The sequence below is a fragment of the Streptomyces sp. NPDC047515 genome (assembly GCF_040643055.1).
Taxonomy (GTDB): Bacteria; Actinomycetota; Actinomycetes; order Streptomycetales; family Streptomycetaceae; genus Streptomyces.
The window spans coordinates 14035-29848 of the sequence record NZ_JBEYTM010000044.1 but is presented as its reverse complement, the minus strand read 5'-3'; the positions used below and the strand labels follow the sequence as shown (position 1 = coordinate 29848).

Here is a 15814-nt window from a genome sequence, read left to right as displayed (position 1 = left end):
CGACGATGCGCCCCTGGCGATTCGTGGTCTGGTTCGGAACCATCAGCCTGCTCGCCGACTTCGTCTACGAAGGGGCCCGTTCGATCACGGGTCCGTTGCTGGCCTCGCTGGGGGCCTCGGCCCTGGTGGTCGGTGTCGTCACGGGTGCGGGTGAGGCGGCGGCGCTGGTCCTGCGGCTGGTCTCGGGGCCGTTGGCGGACCGGACGGGCCGGTTCTGGGGCTGGACGATCGCCGGTTACGCGCTCACGGTCGTCAGCGTGCCGGTGCTGGGCCTGACGGGGGTGCTCTGGGCCGCCTGCTCCCTGGTCATCGCCGAACGGGTCGGCAAGGCCGTGCGCTCCCCCGCCAAGGACACGCTCCTGTCGTACGCCACCGCGGTGACGGGCCGGGGACGGGGCTTCGCCGTGCACCAGGCGCTGGACCAGACCGGCGCGCTGATCGGCCCGCTGACCGTCGCCGGTGTGCTGGCCCTGACGGGCGGCGACTACGCACCGGCGCTCGGCGTCCTGGCCGTGCCGGGCGTGGCGGTGCTGGCCCTGCTGGTCCGGCTCAGGCACCGCGTCCCGCGGCCGGCGGTGTATGAGAGCGCCGCAGCAGCGGCATCCGGCACGGAGACCGGCTCCGGCCGGTTGCCGGCGGCGTTCTGGCGGTACGCCGCGTTCACCGCCGTCACGACCTCGGGGTTCGCCACGTACGGCGTGCTGTCCTTCCACCTCGTCGCGCACGGGATGCTCGCCACGGCCTGGGTTCCGGTGCTGTACGCCGGTGCCATGGCCATGGACGCACTGGCGGCGCTGGCCACCGGGTGGGCCTACGACCGGATCGGGCCCCGGGTGCTGGCCGTGCTGCCGCTGCTGGCGGCGGCGGTGCCCGTGCTGGCCTTCGGCGGCAGCCTCACCGTCGCGGTGATCGGCTCACTGGTGTGGGGGGCGGCGATGGGCATCCAGGAGTCCACGCTCCAGGCCACCGTCGCCGACCTCGTCCCGCCGGGGCGGCGGGCGACCGCGTACGGGGTCTTCGCGGGTGTCATCGGCGCCGCGACCCTGGCCGGTGGCGCGCTCGTCGGCGGTCTCTACGGCTACTCGGTCCCGGTGCTCGTCGTGGTGGTCGTGGCGATCCAGGCCGCCGCCCTGGCGTTGCTGTCCGGCACCTGTGCGCGCCGCGGCTGAACCCACCGGGGCCGGGGAACACGGCCCCGGCGACGCTCAGCCGCCGCCTCCGGACCCGGCGGCCCGTTTCCGGGAGGCCTCGATCTCCGCGTACGCCATGTCGCGTCCCTCCCAGTGCGAGCCCTCCACCGACTTGCCGGGCTCCAGGTCCTTGTAGACCTCGAAGAAGTGGGTGATCTCCAGCAGGTCGAAACTCGACACGTCGCCGATGTCCCGCAGGCCGGCGTGGCGGGGGTCGTGCGCGGGAACGCAGAGGACCTTCTCGTCGGGACCCTTCTCGTCGCGCATCACGAACATGCCGATGGCCCGGCACTGGATCGTGCAGCCGGGGAAGGTGCGCTCGCCGACCAGCACCAGGGCGTCCAGGGGGTCGCCGTCCCGGCCGAGCGTGTGGTCGATGTAGCCGTAGTCGGCGGGATAGCGGGTGGCCGTGAACAGCATCCGGTCCAGCCGGATGCGCCCGGCCTCGTGATCCATCTCGTACTTGTTGCGGGACCCCTGGGGGATCTCCACGATCACATCGAACTCCACGGCAACGGCCTCCTCACGGCAGGCGGGCACGGTGTCGTCACGCGCATGGCCAGGGACCGTCGGCGGAAGGTGTCCGCGGTTGCGGTGAGCCCCATCACCGGCACGCCGGAGCGTGCACTCCCAGTCTGCATCCTCACGCGGATGCCGCCAGTGCTCACCGCGGTCGTGCGCCCAGGAGGGGTACCCGGTACCCCCGGTGCGTGACATGACAGCTGCCGCACCATGGGTCACGTCCCCTGGAAACCCCGACCCGCGGCCGTCTCCCGCACAGGGGAAACATCCGGCTTTGTCGCCACCTCGCCTTGCTGTCAGGCAGGTTGATGAGGTGTCTTCCTCGTCGCGGCCCGGCGCACGGTGGCCCAGTGTGGTGGATGTCCGGACGGGACGGGCCAGAGGGCCCCCGCCGGTCACCCGTCGACGAGGAGGAGCCTGCCATGCCGGACGCCCTGAACACCGTTGTCTGCGAGCCCACGCTGACCCCCCGCGAGCGCCAGGTCCTGACGCTCCTCGCGGGCGGCGAGACGTACTGGGGAATCGGCCGTCGGCTGGGCATCAGCCCGCACACCGTCGACACCCATCTGCGCCGGCTCCGTGACAAGACGGGCACGACCAACCGGACCCAGCTCGTGGTCCTGGCCATCCAGCGGGGATACCTGTCCTGAGGGAACGCGCGCGGCCTCGGAATTCGCCGGGCTTCGGGCGGCTTCGCGCCATTTGGGCCCCCTTCACTTTGCGGTCACGCACCTTGGTGAGGGGCTCGCTCCCGTACATGCGCGACGGGCCTGGGCCAGGGTTGTCACACACCGCACGAACCGCAGCGGGCCCGCCGAAAGGGCGGGCCCCACACCACGTCCCCGGGGGGAACCATGCCGAAGCGCCTTGCTCTGCTCCTCACCACCACCGCCACCGCCGCCCTGCTGGTCCTCCAGCCCGGCTCCCCCGCGTACGCCGACGACTGCGGCGGCATCAGGCTCTCCTCGGCACCGGCCTCTACCGAGGGAACCACGGACAGCCCGCTCATCGGAGAGACCCTTCCGGCCGAGGGGCAGCCGGACCGGGGACAGGTGAGCACGTGCGACACCTCGTGGGGTGGCTGAGTCCGCCGTACGCGGATCAGCTGCCGGGCGGCGTCAGGTCGGTGACCACGTACTGCGCTCCCGGTGTCAGTTCCACCGTCCAGGACCAGCGTGCCGGGATGTAGAGGACCTCGCCCGACCGCAACCGGTGCCGGAAGTCTCCCGTGCCCTCGTCCCCGTCGTCGCGCAGTCTCCACATCCCCGCGCCCTCGGTCTGATGGATCACCAGATGTGCGGTGGGGTTCCTCGGCCCGCCGCCGGTGCGACTGCCCCGCCCGCTGCTCGCCAGCAGGCCGGTACGCAGTCCGAGTTCGGCGGCCAGACCGTCGAGCGCCTCCGGTCGCTGCGGGGTGCCGAGGGCCGGATGTTCGTGCTCGGGCCACATCACCCCGGGCGCCCGGTCCAGGTGCACGGAGAGGAACAGCAGCAACTCCCGCAGATGGAGGGCTCCTTCGCTCACCGCCGGTGTTGCCGGGGGCCGGCCGTCCATGTCCCTCCTCCTGCTCGTCGCCGGGGCATCGGCGAAGCGCTGCCGAAGCGCCGCCCGGGGGACTCCCCGCGCGGGCCGTGCTGACAGCATCCGGTACCGCGCGGCCACGGACCAGTCACGTGAACGCGCTACCGACCACCCGCTACGGGCCGGCCCGGCCCGTCAGCCGCCGGACGGTCCCTCCGTGCACAGGGTGTCCGGCAGGAGCCCCCGGGCGACGGCATGGGCTCCGGCCTGGAAGCGGCTCGTGGCGTCCAGTTCTTCCAAGATGTCGGCGATGTGCCGGCGGGCAGTGCGTAAGGACATACCGAGCCTGCGCGCGATGGCCTCGTCCTTCAGGCCGGCGGCCAGCAGCCGGACGATCGTCTCGTGGATCTCCCGGGACACCCCTTCCAGGCCCTGGCCGGCGGCATCCGCGAACGGGGTGGACCGGTCCCAGGCCTGCTCGAAGATCTCGCAGAGATAGCCGACCGTGGACGGCTCCCGTATGACGACGGCGCCCCAACTGTCGTCCCGCACGGGGATGAAGGCGAGCTCGCGGTCGAAGACGATGAGCCGGCCGAAGAGTTCGTGCGCGGTGCGGTACTGGCCGCCCAGCGCCGAAGCGGCGGCCACGTACGCCTGGCTGGGGCCGTTGAAGCGGGCCGTGTGGTGGTAGAGCGTGCGCAGCCGGATGCCCCGCTCCAGCATCAACTGGTCCCGTACCAAGGCCTCCCGCATCGCCTCGGGGTCCCGGGCCCCGCCGCCGGGCTGGCTGGTCAGCACCTCCTTTCGGCAGCGGTTCGACGCCTGGTTGAGGGTGTTGCGCACGTCCTGCACGTTCTCCAGCAGTTCCAGCGACTCGCTGCGCGAATGACGCCGGTGGTAGCAGGCGACGAAGGGGCCGAGGTCCTGGCGCATCCCGGCGAGCCCGTCCTGCTGTTCGCGGATCTTCGCCTCCACGGGCGCGGCCAGCTGCGCCAGCGCGGTCTCGGGCGCGACCGCGAACAGCCCCGGGGCGTCCCCGGCAGCGCTCTGCTCGTGCAACAGCCGTGCCCGCCGCAGTCGTTCCAGGCTCAGGGCGGCCTCTTCGGGGGCGATCCCGGTGGCGTCGGCGACGGCCTCCGGGTCACCCGTGCGGTGTTCGAGGACCCAGCCGTACACGGCGAGGTCGATCTCACCGAGCCCCCGGGCCGCCTCGAACGGCCCGGTGCGTGCCTGCTCCTGCCCTTTCACGTACCCCCCTCACCGTCGTCCGACGGGTGTTGTCGATCCGCGAAAACACGATGCCCCGGGCAAGAATAGGCATCAGGGGCGGACAGAAAAGATCTTGTCGCGTCAGGACTGCGCAAAGCCCCCGGGCACAGGGCTTCGGGGGCTGCGGGCGGCGCGGTGGTTCGGGGGGGCGGCAGGAGGTGCTACGCGGCTGTCGGCATCGTCGCGCGCATGGCGGCTCGCGCGTGGGCCACCAGGGTCTCGGGGGTGAGTTCCGCCAGAGTGCGGCGGGTGTCGCCGATCAGGGTCTCGGCGGCCTCGGTGAGCGCCGCGTCGTCGAGCGGCCGGCCGGGGACTGCGGCCCCCTCGGCGAGCAAGGCCCGCAGCAGGGCGTACAGGTTCGCGGTGCCCGCCTCGCGCACCGTCAGCGAGAGGTGGACCGACGGGACGTCGCCCACGGCGTCCGCGTGGTGCGCGAACCCCCTGGGTATGTAGAGGACTTCGCCGGGGGTCAGCACGGTCTCCAGCAGCAACTCGCCCGGATCGCCGTCCTCCCTGGCCGGTTCCCAGTTCCCGTCGGCAGGCCCGCCGTGGACGCGCCAGCGCTTCTCGCCGCTGATCTGCATCGCGAGGACATCCGCGTCGTCGCGGTGCAGGGGGCGGCCCCGGGTGCCCGCGGGGGTGCGGAAGCAGAACGCCTCCACCTGGCGGCCGAGTTGTTCGGAGAGGCCCGTGGTGAGCGCCCGTACCCCCTGGTGCCACTGGTCCACGTACCGCAGCAGTACGGTCGCCCGCTCGACGTCGACCAGGTGACGCACGAGCTCCGCGTCCGCGTAGTCGTCCATGATCTCGCCGAGCACCACCCGGGGTGCGCAGAACCGCTCGACGGGCACGTGGCGGTCCTCGTGGACGAGCCCTATATAGGGGACTCGGAGCAGCCCGGCTTCGAGCAGGCCGTCCAGTTCGGCGGTGTCCAGCAGGTCCACCGGGGGGTCGTCTGGACGCAGAACGGCCGGTGCGCGGCGCCAGTGCGTGGCGTAGAACTCCTGCTCGTCACGTACACATCGCTTCAGCCAGTCCATTGTTGGTCTCACTCTCCGTCGGGTGCGTCGGCCGGTCAGGCCGTGGGCCGGCTGCTGTAGGCGTGCAGGCGGGCGCTGTGCACGAGGGATTCGGCGCTCGCGCCGTCGAGCCGGTCGCGGAAGTGGTCGAGGAGGGCGGCGGCCGTCTTGGTCAGATCCGCGTCGTCGAGGGGGCGGCCGGGCAGGGCGAGGCCGGTGGCGAGAAAGGACTCCAGCTCTGCGCGCAGATGTCCGGCGCCGGCCTCGCGCAGGGCGATCGTGAGGTGCAGCGAGGGGCCGTCCGCGGTGGCCTGCGCGGTGTGGGCGTAGCCGTTGGGGACGTACAGGACCTCGCCGGGACGTACGACGGTGTCGAGCAGTACGGGGCCGGGGTCGTCCTCCCGTACGGGCTGCCAGTTGGCGTCGGTGGGGCCGCCGAACACCTGCCAGTGCTTGGCGCCGCTGAGCTGGATCACGAGGATGTCGCCGTCGTCGCGGTGCACGGCGCCGAAGCGTCCGGGCTGCGAGTAGAAGCAGAACGCCTCGGCCAGCCGCCCGAGTCCCTCGGCGAGTCCGTCGGTCAGCCGCCGGACCGGCGGGTACCAGTGGTTGACGTAGCGCAGTTGCAGGGTGGCCCGTTCTTCCCGGATCAGCGTCCGGACGCGCTCCGGGTCGAGGCAGCCCTCCAGATGCCGCCCGGCCACCACCCGGGGCGGGCAGTAGGCCGCCTCCGGCACGGCGCCCGCCATCGTGAACAGTCCGGCGTACGGCACTCTCAGGACACCCGAGTCGATGAGATCGTCGAGGTCGGCGGGGGTGAGGATTTCGGTGGGCGGATTGTCCGGCTGTAGCACAACGGGCCCTTGGCGCCACTGCGTACGGAGGAACCGGTCCGCGTCGGAAACACAGCGTTCGAGCCAGTTCACGGCTCACTCTCCTTGCTCACGCTCCGGCTGCGGGGCCCGCCGGCCGAGTGGCCGGCGGGCCCCGTCAGGGCGCTGTCGGGGGTCGGATCCGAAAGGGGACTACCGGGGTCGGACGACTGCCGGTATCGCTCGGCCGACTGCCCCGGTCAGTCGGAGAGCCGTCCCCGTCGGACGGCTGTCCCGGTCGGTCGTGCTGCTGCCGGGATCAGATGACGTCCGGGTAGCAGTCGCCGCAGCCCGCCTCGACAGCGTGGCTGGGCGCGGAGTCCGACGCGGCGAAGGCGCTCGGGGCGAACATCGAGCCACCGATGACGGCGGCGGCGGCGACACCGAGCGCGGCCTTGCGGGACAGGGTGAGACCGGTCTTCGGCTGGGCGTCGGCCGGCTGGGTGGCGGTGTTCTGCGAGAGGTTCATGGGATCTCCTGGGTCATCGGGCCGGCCCTGTGAGGCCGGGTTTCCTGCCGGGGGCGGTTCCCCCTCGGCTGGTCTCCATCTTGGTTTCCGCCCGTCCTCGCCGACAGTGACGAGAGCCCGCTCCCGCATGCACGTGACCCCGCGCCGGACACGCCACGACACCGGTGCGGGGGCTGGTCGGCGCCGGCACGGGGGGCTGTGCCCGCCGGTACGGGGGCTTGCGCGCCGGCGCCCCGCGCACCCTTCGCGCCGGCGCCCCGCGCACCCTTCGCACGGGCGCGGCGCATGCCCTGTCCGTCGGCGCGTGCACCCCGGCGGCGAGAAGGAGGGTCACACATTCATATACGCGCCGCGCACGCCTTCTTGACCTTTCGTCACTTTTATCCGGACGAAAGGGCCGGGGTCCACCCGTCCACGGGCGGCCGACGCGGGCCCTGGATGTGAACATTCCGCGTCAAGAGTGCAACTGGCGTGTCGGTCTTGACATTTACCCGAGCGGCCGATGCTAAGATCATCTTACTTCCAGTGGGCTGATGGCGTATGGGGGCATTCCGGGAGGGATGAATTCCTCGGCCCCGCTTTCGGAGGGGCCTTCCCTGCGTGGCACAAGTCGCGACTCGACCAGTCCGGCCGGTGCGGCTCATGAGGGAGCGTCAAGCCGTTTCCATAGCCAGGGCACTTGAAGTGAGTCTCATGACATTTGCACAGGGCCCTCTGTTCTGGGCGCTGGTTGTCGTAGCACTGGTCGCTGTCGGTGCCGTCCTGCGGGCTCGCAAGACCAACATCGGGCTGCGCAGACAGAACACCGATCTCCGGGGCGAGCGCGACGCGCTGCAACGGCAGCGGGATGAGCTGCACGTCGCCCACACCGGTCTGCTGCACCGGCAGGCCGCCGAGATGACCGAGGTCCGCAAGGACGCCGAAGAAGAGACCAAGGCCGTCCTCAAGGCGGCCGTGCGTACCCTTCAGGGGCTCGCGGACGAGCAGCAGGTGGTCGTCGAGAACGCCCAGAAGAAGTACGGCGACGACCCCAACATGCTCGCCGACCTGATGGCCATCGACCACGCCAACAGCCAGTTCGGGCGCCGCGCGCAGGGCATCGCGGTGCTGTGCGGCGGCTGGCTCGGTCGCAGGGAGACCGTCGCGTCGGTCTTCGACGTCGCCCGCAGCGCCCAGGGCCGTATCCGGCAGTTCGACCGGGTCCGGGTCAACGGGCAGGTCAACTTCTCGGTCGTCAGCAAGGCGGTGGAACCGGTCGCGGTGGTCCTCGCCGAGTTGCTGGCCAACGCCACCAACTACTCCGCCCCCGGCACTCCGGTGGAGATCAACATCCAGGCCGTCCCGAAGGGCGTCTGCCTCATCATCGACGACGCGGGCCTCGGCATGGGCCAGGAGGAGAAGGACCGCGCGGCGGCCCTCCTCGCGCCCCAGGCCGCGATCAGCGTCTCCAGCCTGGGCATTCCCCCACAGTTCGGATTCGCCGTCTCCGGTGTACTGGCCGCCCGCTACGGGTTCAAGGTCTCGGTGGACTCGGTATCCCCCTATGGAGGCGTACGCGCGGTGGTTCTCCTGCCCGACGAGCTTCTCACCGGCGATGCGCCCGCGCCCCCGGTGGCCGCCGCAGCGCCCATCGGCCATGACGCGGACGTGTCGGCACTCCCCCGCCGCCAGGTGTCCGCGCCGCCTCCGACCCCGCTGTTCCCGCCGGCCGCACAGCCGGCCCCCGCCCCGCAGCCCACGGGGTCCTTCACCACCGCCGGTGGCCTGCCCAAGCGTCGTCGCAAGAGCCCGGTGTCAGTGGTGCCGTCGGCCGACCCCGGGCCGGTGCGCAGCAACGAGGAGACCGCCTCCCGCCTGGGTGCGTTCCAGCGCGGAACACGGTCCGGACGTGACATGACGACGATGGAAGGACCCGAGATCCAGTGAACCCCGATCTGTCCTGGGTGCTCAACGATGTGCTCCAGGTACCCGGCGCGCGGCACGCGATCCTCGTCTCCGCCGACGGTCTGCTGCTGGCCAACTCCAGCAAGATCGGCCGGGACGACGCGGAGACCGTGGCGGCGGCGATGAGTTCCATGCAGTCGCTGAGCCGGGCCGTCGCGCCCTTCATCGGGGCCCAGACCCCCGGCCGCTGGCGCCAGACGCTCCTTGAGTACGAGCACGGCTGGATCTTCCTGATCGCCGCGGGCACCGGCGCATATCTGGCGGCGGCCGCCGCGGCCGACGTGGACATGGAGGCCATGTCCTTCCGTATGCAGCAGCAGGTCACCGCGCTGGGGAAGGCGATGACCACGCCTCCCCGCCAGAACGTCGGAAGCGACGCATGACGGCGCCGGGCGAGGAGCAGTCCGTCAGCAGCGGGTTCGTCCGGTCGTACGTCATCACCGGCGGACGCGGCCTGCCCGACGCGCAGGGCCTCTCCCTCGTCACTCTGGTCACCATCGCCCCCGACCGGCAGCAGCCCCCGAACCCGAGCCCCGAGGTCCGGGCGATCTGGAAGCTGTGTTCCGGCGGCTATCTGTCGGTGGCCGAGGTCGCGGGCCATCTGGAACTGCCCGTCGGAGTGGCGCGGCTGCTGCTGAACGATTTAGCGGAACAGGGTCATCTGATGCGCCGCAAGGCGCCGCCGCCGGCTCAGCTCGTTGACAGGAAGATCCTCGAAGAGGTGTTGCATGGACTCCACGTCCGGTTCGGCTGAGAGCATCTATGTGCCGGACGCGGTACAGCGTGCGGCGAAGATCCTCGTCGTCGGACACTTCGCCGTGGGCAAGACGACGCTCATCGGCACCCTCTCCGAGATCACTCCGCTGCGCACCGAGGAGCGGATGACGCAGGCCAGTGCCCACGTCGACGATCTGCGGGGCGCACCCGACAAGGTCACCACGACGGTCGCGCTGGACTTCGGCCGTCTGACGCTGAGCGACGAGCTGGTGCTGTACCTGTTCGGTACGCCGGGCCAGCAGCGTTTCGTCGAGCTGTGGGAGGACATGGCCAGGGGCTCGCTCGGCGCGCTGCTCCTCGTCGACCCGGCCCGTCTCGCCGACACCTTCCCGGTGATCGACCTGGTCGAGAAGTACGGGCTGGAGTACGCCGTCGCGGTCAACAGCTTCGACCCGTACTCCCGGCATGCCGAGGAGGAGTTGCGCGAGGCCCTCGATCTGCTGCCGGACACCCCGGTCGTGTACTGCGACGCCCGGGACGAGAACTCGTCCGCGCAGGCCCTGATCACCCTGGTCCGGCACCTCCTCGCCCGGGCGGCCTGACCTCCGCTCGTCGCGCCGCCCGTCAGAACGGGTGGCCCGAGCCCGCTTTCCGTCCACCGTCCGGGCCCCCGAGGCCCGCGATCACACCTAGGAATCACACATGGACTCTCAGCCGGGAGCCACCCCGTACAGCGCCCCCACCGGGTGCCCGATGCACGGCGAGCGGCAGAAGTCGCTCTACGGGCCGGAGTTCGCGGCCGATCCGCAGCGTGTGTACGACGAGTTCCGGGCGCACGGGCTCGCCGCTCCGATCGAGCTGGCGCCCGGGGTGGACGCCACCCTGATCGTGCAGCACGAGGCCGCGCTCCGGGTCCTGCAGAACCCCTCCTACTTCGCCCGTGACTCCAGGCGGTGGGTGGCGCTGCGGGAGGGCCGCGTACCGCTCGACAGCCCGGTGCTGCCCATGATGGCGTACCGGCCCAACTGCCTGTTCACGGACGGCACCGAGCATCTGCGGCTGCGCAAGGCGGTCACCGAGAGTCTCGGCCGGCTCAACAGCACGCGGCTCAGCCGGGACGTCGAGCGCATCGCCGACTACCTCATCGACCAGTTCATCGAGCGCGGCAGCGCCGACCTGCTGGGCGACTACGCCAAGCTCCTGCCGCTGCTGCTGTTCAACCAGCTCTTCGGCTGCCCCGGTGACATCGGCGACCGGCTGACCCGCTGGATGTCCGCGATCTTCAACGGCGAGGACGTGCTGCGGGCCAACGCCGAGCTGACCGAGTGCCTGATGGAGCTCGTCGCGCTCAAGCGGCGCCAGCCCGGTGAGGACATCACCTCCTGGCTCATCCAGCACCCGGCCGGGCTGCGGGACGAGGAGCTCAAGGACCAGCTCGTCATGCTGATGGGCGCGGGCATCGAGCCGGAACGCAACCTCATCGCCAACGCACTGCTCCTCCTGCTGTCCGACGACACCGGGAACCCGCAGCGGCGGGGTACGGGAATGCTGGTCGAGGACGCCCTCGACGACGTGCTGTGGAACAACCCGCCGATCGCCAACTACGCGACGCACTACCCGGTCCAGGACGTCGACCTGGGCGGTGTGACGCTGAAGGCGGAGACCCCCGTACTGATCAGCTTCGCCGCCGCGAACAGCGACCCCGCGCTCACCGACGCCCGCCAGACCCTGAGCAAGGGCGCCCACCTCGCCTGGGGCGCGGGCCCGCACGTCTGCCCGGCGAAGTCGCCGGCCCAGCTCATCGCCCTCACCGCGATCGAGAAGATCCTCAACTCGGTGCCGGACCTCGCCCTCGCCGTCCCGAAATCGGCGATCGAATGGCGGCCGGGTCCGTTCCACCGGGCCATGGTGTCCCTGCCGGTCCGTTTCAGCCCGAGCGCGCCGCGCCAGGCGGCGAAAGCCGCGACACAGTCGCCCGTTTCGTCCCGGATCAACGCCGCTGAAGAGCTTCCCGCCGCGCGCTACGACCAGTTGGAGTCGTCGAAGAAGACGAAGGGCTGGTGGAGTTCCTTCCTGGACGTCTTCCGCGTATGACGTCTTCGCGCGCGAAGGCGTCCGCACGTGACGGCCGTCATGCGTGACGGCCGTCACGCATGACGGCGCCCGGCGGCGGGCCAAGGGCATGGATTCGGACGGTTTGACCGCCTGAAAGGGCCGTCCCAGCAGTCGACTTGGGCTCGGACAGGCGGAGGACAAGGGGTCGTCGGGGCATTTCTCTGTGACAGGGGCAACAGCGATCGACGCTTGGCGGATATATGCGGAGGGGTAGGTTCTGGCCGTAACCATGAGCCCAGGGCAAGGAACTCTGCGTGAGCGCTATATGTGGCACAGACCGGCCCGCCGTCGACCGCCGTGCCCTCATCTCCCTCCTGCGACATCTCAAATCGCCGGAGGGGCAGGCCGATCCCTTCGGCCTCCTGGGTGAGCTGAGAGCCATGGGAGACGTCGTGCGCGCTCCCTGGGACGCGTACTTCGTCACCGGGTTCGACGCGTGCAGCGAAGTGCTTCGCGGTCGCAACTGGCTGGCGCCGGACTTCGCCTGGCAGGAACGCCAGGAGGACACCGAGCGCTGGGAAGCGGTCGCCACCCAGGAGATGACCAAGACGCTCTCCCGCCTCAACGCGCCCGAGCACACCTGCCAGCGCCGCAGCCTCGGCAACCTCTTCGACCGTTCGACCATCGAGTGGCTGACCCCGCAGGTCGAGGAGCACGTCACCCGCCTCCTCGACGATCTGGCCGACAAACTGCGCCGGGGCGAGGCCGACTTCGTCAGTACGGTCAGCGAACAGCTCCCGATCAGCACCATCGGCTCCTGGCTGGGGATCCCGCCCGAGGACTACGCCCACATCCTGGAGATCACCCACAACCAGGTGCACGCCCAGGAGTTGCTGCCCACCAAGAGCCAGCTCGCCGTGTCCGCCGAGGCGACCGTGCATCTGCGCGCGTACTTCACCGATCTCGTGAAACAGCGCCGCGCGAACCCCGGCAACGATGTCCTGACCGGCTGGATCCACACGTGGGACGCGAGGGAACCCGACCGCGAGACGGCGGACGAGATCCTTTACCGTCTCACCATGTTCGTCACCATCGCCTCGCTGGAGACCACCGCGACGCTGCTGTCGACCATGGTGGGTCTCCTGCAGAGGGAGCCCGGCCGGTGGGCGTGGCTCGCAAAGAACCCGGGTTACATCGACGCCGCCGTCGACGAGGTCCTCCGGTACGACCCGCCCATCGGGATCAACACCCGGATCGCTGCCGACGACACGGTCCTGGCGGGCGTGCCGATCGCGAAGGACAGCATGGTCCACGTCATGTACGGGGCCGCCAACCACGACCCGCGGCGCAACGAGAACCCGGACGACTTCGACATCGAGCGCAGCGGCACCCACCTCACCTTCGGCGGCGGTGTGCACTACTGCCTGGGCGCGGCCCTCGCCCGCCTGGAGGCCCGTACGCTCCTCACCCAGCTCCTGAAACGTTTCCCCACCCTGCGTGTCGTCACACCGGCCAGTTACGCGTCCCGTCTGGTCTTCCGACGCGTGACCGCGATGAGCGTGGCGATATGAGGCTCTCCCTCCCCGACTACCTCTCCCCCTACCGGCGGCCGGGCACGGTGCGCACGGAACGCGAGGGTCCCGTCCTGCGGGTGGAGCTGAACTGCCCCGCCACCGGCAACGCGGTCACCGAGGCGATGCTGGACGATCTGCTGGCGGTCCTGGCGGTCCCGGACCCCGACGTCCGGGTGCTGGTGCTCAGCGGGGCCGGCGACGACTTCTGCCTGGGCGGTGACCGCAACGAGTTCGCCGACTGGCTCGACGACGACCCCGCCGGGCGGGGCATCCGGATCGCGGGCGACAAGGCCCGCCGCGTCTGTGAGGCCATCTCCACCAGCCAGGCCGTCACCATAGCCAGGATCCAGGGCAAGGCGATCGGCGCGGGACTGGCGCTGGCGCTCGCCTGCGATCTGCGCGTCGGCGCCGACACCGCCGGTTTCCGGCTGCCGGAGCTGGCGCTCGGGCTGCCCACCGCGTGGGGCGGCGTACTGCCCCGTCTGATCCACGAGGTCGGCGCCGCCCGTGCGCGCGAGCTCATCCTGACCGGACGCGCCTTCGACGCCGCCGAGGCGTACGAACTGTCGGTCCTCCAGCGCGTCGTGCCCGAGGACTCCCTCGACGCCGCGGTCACCGCGTGGGCCAAGCCCGTCGTGCGCCGCCCGGAGGCCGCCCTGCGCGTCACGAAGGCGCTGCTCAACTCGTACGCCGCCCCGACCCGGCTGGCCGATCCGTCCGTCCTGGACGCGGAGCTGATGGCCACCGTCGCCGCCGCGACCCGCCGCAGCCGCGACGCCCGGGGCACCGGGGCAGTGCGTTAGGGCCGTTCATCCGGATCGGGCCTGATCCGGACGAACGGCCCCAGGTCTGCGCCCTGACGATCCCTCAGCGCTTGGTGGTGCTGTTGAACAGCGAGCGCGACCAGACATAGCCGACCAGGGCGATGCCGGCGCACCAGGCGAGCGAGATCCAGCCGTTGTTGCCGATCTCCGAGCCGGAGAGCAGGCCGCGCAGCGTCTCGGTCATCGGCGTGAACGGTTGGTTCTCGGCGAACCAGCGCAGGCCCGGGGACATCGAGTCGGCCGGCACGAACGCGGAGCCGAGGAACGGCAGGAACTGGACCAGCAGTGGCTTGTTGCTCGCGGACTCGACGGTCTTGGAGATCAGGCCGAGTGCCGCCGACAGCCAGGCCACCGCGAAGGCGATGGCCGCGAGGAGACCGGCGGCGGCCAGCCACTCCAGCGGGCTCGCGTCCGAACGGAATCCGACGGCGAGCGCGACGCCCACGACCATGACGATGCACACCATCGTCTGGATGACGCTGCCGATGACATGCCCGGTCATGAACGACGAGCGTGTGATGTTCATGGTGCGGAAGCGGTTGATGATCCCCTCGGTCATGTCGGAGCAGACCGCGATCGAGGTCGACATCGAGCCGGCGGCCACCCCCATGACGATGATGCCGGGCGTCAGATAGTTCAGATACGCGTCCCGGCCGCCGCCCATCCCGGCACCGATCGAGTCGCCGAAGGCGTACACGAACAGCAGCAGCATCAGGATCGGCGTCATGGCGCTGCCGAACCCCACGGCCGGATAGCGGATCGCGTGCTTCAGGTTGCGCCGCAGCATCGTCATCGAATCGTGCACGGCGTAGCCGAGGGTGCTCATCGCAGGGTCTCCTTCACGTGGAGCGGGGTGGCGGCGGTGCCGTCGCCGGTCAGGGCGAGGAACACGTCGTCGAGGTCGGGGGTGTGCACGGAGAAGTCGGCGGCCCGGATGCCGGCCGCGTCGAGCCGGTCGAGCAGACCGCGCAGCGCGTCGAGCCCGGCGTCGCCCGCCACGCGCAGGGCGAGGTTCTCCTCGTCGCGGGCGGCGCCGGGGAACGCGGCGGCCGCGCGCTCGTACTCGGCGGGTTCGGTGAATCGCAGCCGTACGTGGCTGCCGGGGATCTGCGACTTCAGCTCGTCGGCCGTGCCCTCGGCGACGATCCGGCCGCCGTCCAGCACCGCGACCCGGTCGGCCAACTGGTCGGCCTCCTCCAGGTACTGGGTGGTGAGAAAGACCGTGGTGCCGCCCGCGACCAACGAGCGCACCGTGTCCCACATGGTGCGGCGGCTGCGTGGGTCGAGCCCGGTCGTCGGCTCGTCCAGGAAGATCACCTGCGGGTCGCCGACCAGCGTCATGGCGATGTCGAGCCGGCGCCGCATACCGCCGGAGAAGGTCGCGGCCCGGTTGCCGGCGACATCCGCGATCTCGAACCGCTCCAGCAACTCCCTGGCACGGGAGCGCCCTTCGCGCTTGCCCAGGCGCAGCAGGTCGGCCATGAGGAGCAGGTTCTCCTCGGCGGTGAGCAGATCGTCGAGCGCGGCGAACTGCCCGGTGACACCGATCGCGGCCCGTACCCCGTCCGGTGCCTTGGCGACGTCGTGGCCCGCGACCTGGGCCTGTCCGCCGTCGGCGGCGATGAGCGTGGACAGGATCTGCACGGTGGTGGTCTTGCCCGCGCCGTTCGGCCCGAGCAGGGCGAACACCGTGCCGGGCGGAATGCGCAGATCGATGCCGTCGAGGACGGTCTTGTCGCCGTACGACTTGCGCAGACCGACGGTGGAGACGGCGGCGGTCGAGGGGTGACCGCCTCCCCGCCTGGACGTGGGCATGACAGGGATAGGCATGGAGCCCT

18 protein-coding genes are annotated in these 15814 nt (G+C 70.9%); 10 read left to right on the top strand and 8 right to left on the bottom strand.

What is annotated here, in order from left to right; translation table 11 throughout:
* Positions 1–5 precede the first annotated feature (5 nt).
* Entirely contained in the window at positions 6–1169 is a 1164-nt protein-coding gene (locus tag ABZ826_RS28815; protein ID WP_361454449.1) for an MFS transporter, read from the top strand.
* 36 nt (positions 1170–1205) lie between these two features.
* Here ABZ826_RS28815 and ABZ826_RS28810 read toward each other — a convergent pair whose 3' ends face one another.
* Entirely contained in the window at positions 1206–1700 is a 495-nt protein-coding gene (locus ABZ826_RS28810) for an inorganic diphosphatase (RefSeq protein ID WP_361454446.1), read from the bottom strand.
* Positions 1701–2134: 434 nt separating this feature from the next.
* On the opposite strand from ABZ826_RS28810, the gene ABZ826_RS28805 reads away from it, so the two are divergent.
* Positions 2135–2362: a helix-turn-helix transcriptional regulator gene (locus ABZ826_RS28805; protein WP_361454443.1), complete on the top strand. Its 228-nt coding sequence runs from the start codon at positions 2135–2137 to the stop codon at positions 2360–2362.
* Positions 2363–2566: 204 nt separating this feature from the next.
* Complete coding sequence (locus ABZ826_RS28800; RefSeq protein ID WP_361454440.1) at positions 2567–2797, top strand: hypothetical protein; 231 nt, start codon at positions 2567–2569, stop codon at positions 2795–2797.
* Positions 2798–2813: 16 nt separating this feature from the next.
* Here ABZ826_RS28800 and ABZ826_RS28795 read toward each other — a convergent pair whose 3' ends face one another.
* The 5 genes from ABZ826_RS28795 to ABZ826_RS28775 form a co-directional block, all read right to left on the bottom strand.
* Positions 2814–3266: a hypothetical protein gene (locus tag ABZ826_RS28795; protein ID WP_361454437.1), complete on the bottom strand. Its 453-nt coding sequence runs from the start codon at positions 3264–3266 to the stop codon at positions 2814–2816.
* 162 nt (positions 3267–3428) lie between these two features.
* On the bottom strand, positions 3429–4481 hold the full coding sequence (locus tag ABZ826_RS28790) for a helix-turn-helix transcriptional regulator (RefSeq protein WP_361454434.1): 1053 nt from the start codon (positions 4479–4481) through the stop codon (positions 3429–3431).
* A gap of 182 nt (positions 4482–4663) precedes the next feature.
* Positions 4664–5542, bottom strand: a complete 879-nt coding sequence (locus tag ABZ826_RS28785) for a cupin domain-containing protein (RefSeq protein ID WP_361454431.1) — start codon at positions 5540–5542, stop codon at positions 4664–4666.
* A gap of 35 nt (positions 5543–5577) precedes the next feature.
* On the bottom strand, positions 5578–6447 hold the full coding sequence (locus tag ABZ826_RS28780) for a cupin domain-containing protein (RefSeq protein WP_361454428.1): 870 nt from the start codon (positions 6445–6447) through the stop codon (positions 5578–5580).
* A gap of 205 nt (positions 6448–6652) precedes the next feature.
* The gene (locus ABZ826_RS28775) at positions 6653–6862 is read right to left on the bottom strand and encodes a hypothetical protein (protein ID WP_361454425.1); all 210 of its coding nucleotides are present in this window, start codon (positions 6860–6862) and stop codon (positions 6653–6655) included.
* Positions 6863–7555: 693 nt separating this feature from the next.
* Here ABZ826_RS28775 and ABZ826_RS28770 point away from each other — a divergent pair.
* The 7 genes from ABZ826_RS28770 (at position 7556) to ABZ826_RS28740 (ending at position 13955) form a co-directional block, all read left to right on the top strand.
* On the top strand, positions 7556–8788 hold the full coding sequence (locus ABZ826_RS28770; RefSeq protein WP_361454422.1) for an ATP-binding protein: 1233 nt from the start codon (positions 7556–7558) through the stop codon (positions 8786–8788).
* Positions 8785–9189, top strand: a complete 405-nt coding sequence (locus ABZ826_RS28765) for a roadblock/LC7 domain-containing protein (RefSeq protein ID WP_361454419.1) — start codon at positions 8785–8787, stop codon at positions 9187–9189. Before ABZ826_RS28770 ends, ABZ826_RS28765 begins: the two co-directional genes overlap by 4 nt.
* Complete coding sequence (locus ABZ826_RS28760) at positions 9186–9560, top strand: DUF742 domain-containing protein (protein ID WP_361454416.1); 375 nt, start codon at positions 9186–9188, stop codon at positions 9558–9560. The genes ABZ826_RS28765 and ABZ826_RS28760 overlap by 4 nt, the downstream gene beginning before the upstream one ends.
* The gene (locus ABZ826_RS28755) at positions 9535–10125 is read left to right on the top strand and encodes an ATP/GTP-binding protein (protein ID WP_361454413.1); all 591 of its coding nucleotides are present in this window, start codon (positions 9535–9537) and stop codon (positions 10123–10125) included. The genes ABZ826_RS28760 and ABZ826_RS28755 overlap by 26 nt, the downstream gene beginning before the upstream one ends.
* A gap of 100 nt (positions 10126–10225) precedes the next feature.
* Positions 10226–11617 (top strand): cytochrome P450, encoded by a 1392-nt coding sequence (locus ABZ826_RS28750; protein WP_361454410.1) that lies wholly within the window; start codon positions 10226–10228, stop codon positions 11615–11617.
* 401 nt (positions 11618–12018) lie between these two features.
* On the top strand, positions 12019–13149 hold the full coding sequence (locus ABZ826_RS28745; RefSeq protein WP_361454564.1) for a cytochrome P450: 1131 nt from the start codon (positions 12019–12021) through the stop codon (positions 13147–13149).
* Positions 13146–13955, top strand: a complete 810-nt coding sequence (locus ABZ826_RS28740) for an enoyl-CoA hydratase/isomerase family protein (protein ID WP_361454407.1) — start codon at positions 13146–13148, stop codon at positions 13953–13955. The genes ABZ826_RS28745 and ABZ826_RS28740 overlap by 4 nt, the downstream gene beginning before the upstream one ends.
* A 64-nt stretch (positions 13956–14019) precedes the next feature.
* On the opposite strand, the gene ABZ826_RS28735 is transcribed toward ABZ826_RS28740, so the two are convergent.
* Positions 14020–14802 carry an ABC transporter permease gene (locus tag ABZ826_RS28735; RefSeq protein ID WP_361454404.1) on the bottom strand — a complete coding sequence of 261 codons (783 nt, stop codon included), beginning with the start codon at positions 14800–14802 and terminating at the stop codon, positions 14020–14022.
* Positions 14799–15791 (bottom strand): ATP-binding cassette domain-containing protein, encoded by a 993-nt coding sequence (locus ABZ826_RS28730; RefSeq protein ID WP_361454401.1) that lies wholly within the window; start codon positions 15789–15791, stop codon positions 14799–14801. Before ABZ826_RS28730 ends, ABZ826_RS28735 begins: the two co-directional genes overlap by 4 nt.
* Positions 15792–15814: the final 23 nt, after the last annotated feature.

Excerpts from the sequence above, each read along its gene's own strand:
- ABZ826_RS28815 (WP_361454449.1), top strand. The coding sequence starts at position 6 with ATGCGCCCCTGGCGATTCGTGGTCTGGTTCGGAACCATCAGCCTGCTC.
- ABZ826_RS28805 (WP_361454443.1), top strand. The coding sequence starts at position 2,135 with ATGCCGGACGCCCTGAACACCGTTGTCTGCGAGCCCACGCTGACCCCC.
- ABZ826_RS28800 (WP_361454440.1), top strand. The coding sequence starts at position 2,567 with ATGCCGAAGCGCCTTGCTCTGCTCCTCACCACCACCGCCACCGCCGCC.
- ABZ826_RS28795 (WP_361454437.1), bottom strand. The coding sequence starts at position 3,266 with ATGGACGGCCGGCCCCCGGCAACACCGGCGGTGAGCGAAGGAGCCCTC.
- ABZ826_RS28785 (WP_361454431.1), bottom strand. The coding sequence starts at position 5,542 with ATGGACTGGCTGAAGCGATGTGTACGTGACGAGCAGGAGTTCTACGCC.
- ABZ826_RS28775 (WP_361454425.1), bottom strand. The coding sequence starts at position 6,862 with ATGAACCTCTCGCAGAACACCGCCACCCAGCCGGCCGACGCCCAGCCG.
- ABZ826_RS28770 (WP_361454422.1), top strand. The coding sequence starts at position 7,556 with ATGACATTTGCACAGGGCCCTCTGTTCTGGGCGCTGGTTGTCGTAGCA.
- ABZ826_RS28760 (WP_361454416.1), top strand. The coding sequence starts at position 9,186 with ATGACGGCGCCGGGCGAGGAGCAGTCCGTCAGCAGCGGGTTCGTCCGG.
- ABZ826_RS28755 (WP_361454413.1), top strand. The coding sequence starts at position 9,535 with ATGGACTCCACGTCCGGTTCGGCTGAGAGCATCTATGTGCCGGACGCG.
- ABZ826_RS28750 (WP_361454410.1), top strand. The coding sequence starts at position 10,226 with ATGGACTCTCAGCCGGGAGCCACCCCGTACAGCGCCCCCACCGGGTGC.
- ABZ826_RS28745 (WP_361454564.1), top strand. The coding sequence starts at position 12,019 with ATGGGAGACGTCGTGCGCGCTCCCTGGGACGCGTACTTCGTCACCGGG.
- ABZ826_RS28740 (WP_361454407.1), top strand. The coding sequence starts at position 13,146 with ATGAGGCTCTCCCTCCCCGACTACCTCTCCCCCTACCGGCGGCCGGGC.
- ABZ826_RS28735 (WP_361454404.1), bottom strand. The coding sequence starts at position 14,802 with ATGAGCACCCTCGGCTACGCCGTGCACGATTCGATGACGATGCTGCGG.
- ABZ826_RS28730 (WP_361454401.1), bottom strand. The coding sequence starts at position 15,791 with ATGCCCACGTCCAGGCGGGGAGGCGGTCACCCCTCGACCGCCGCCGTC.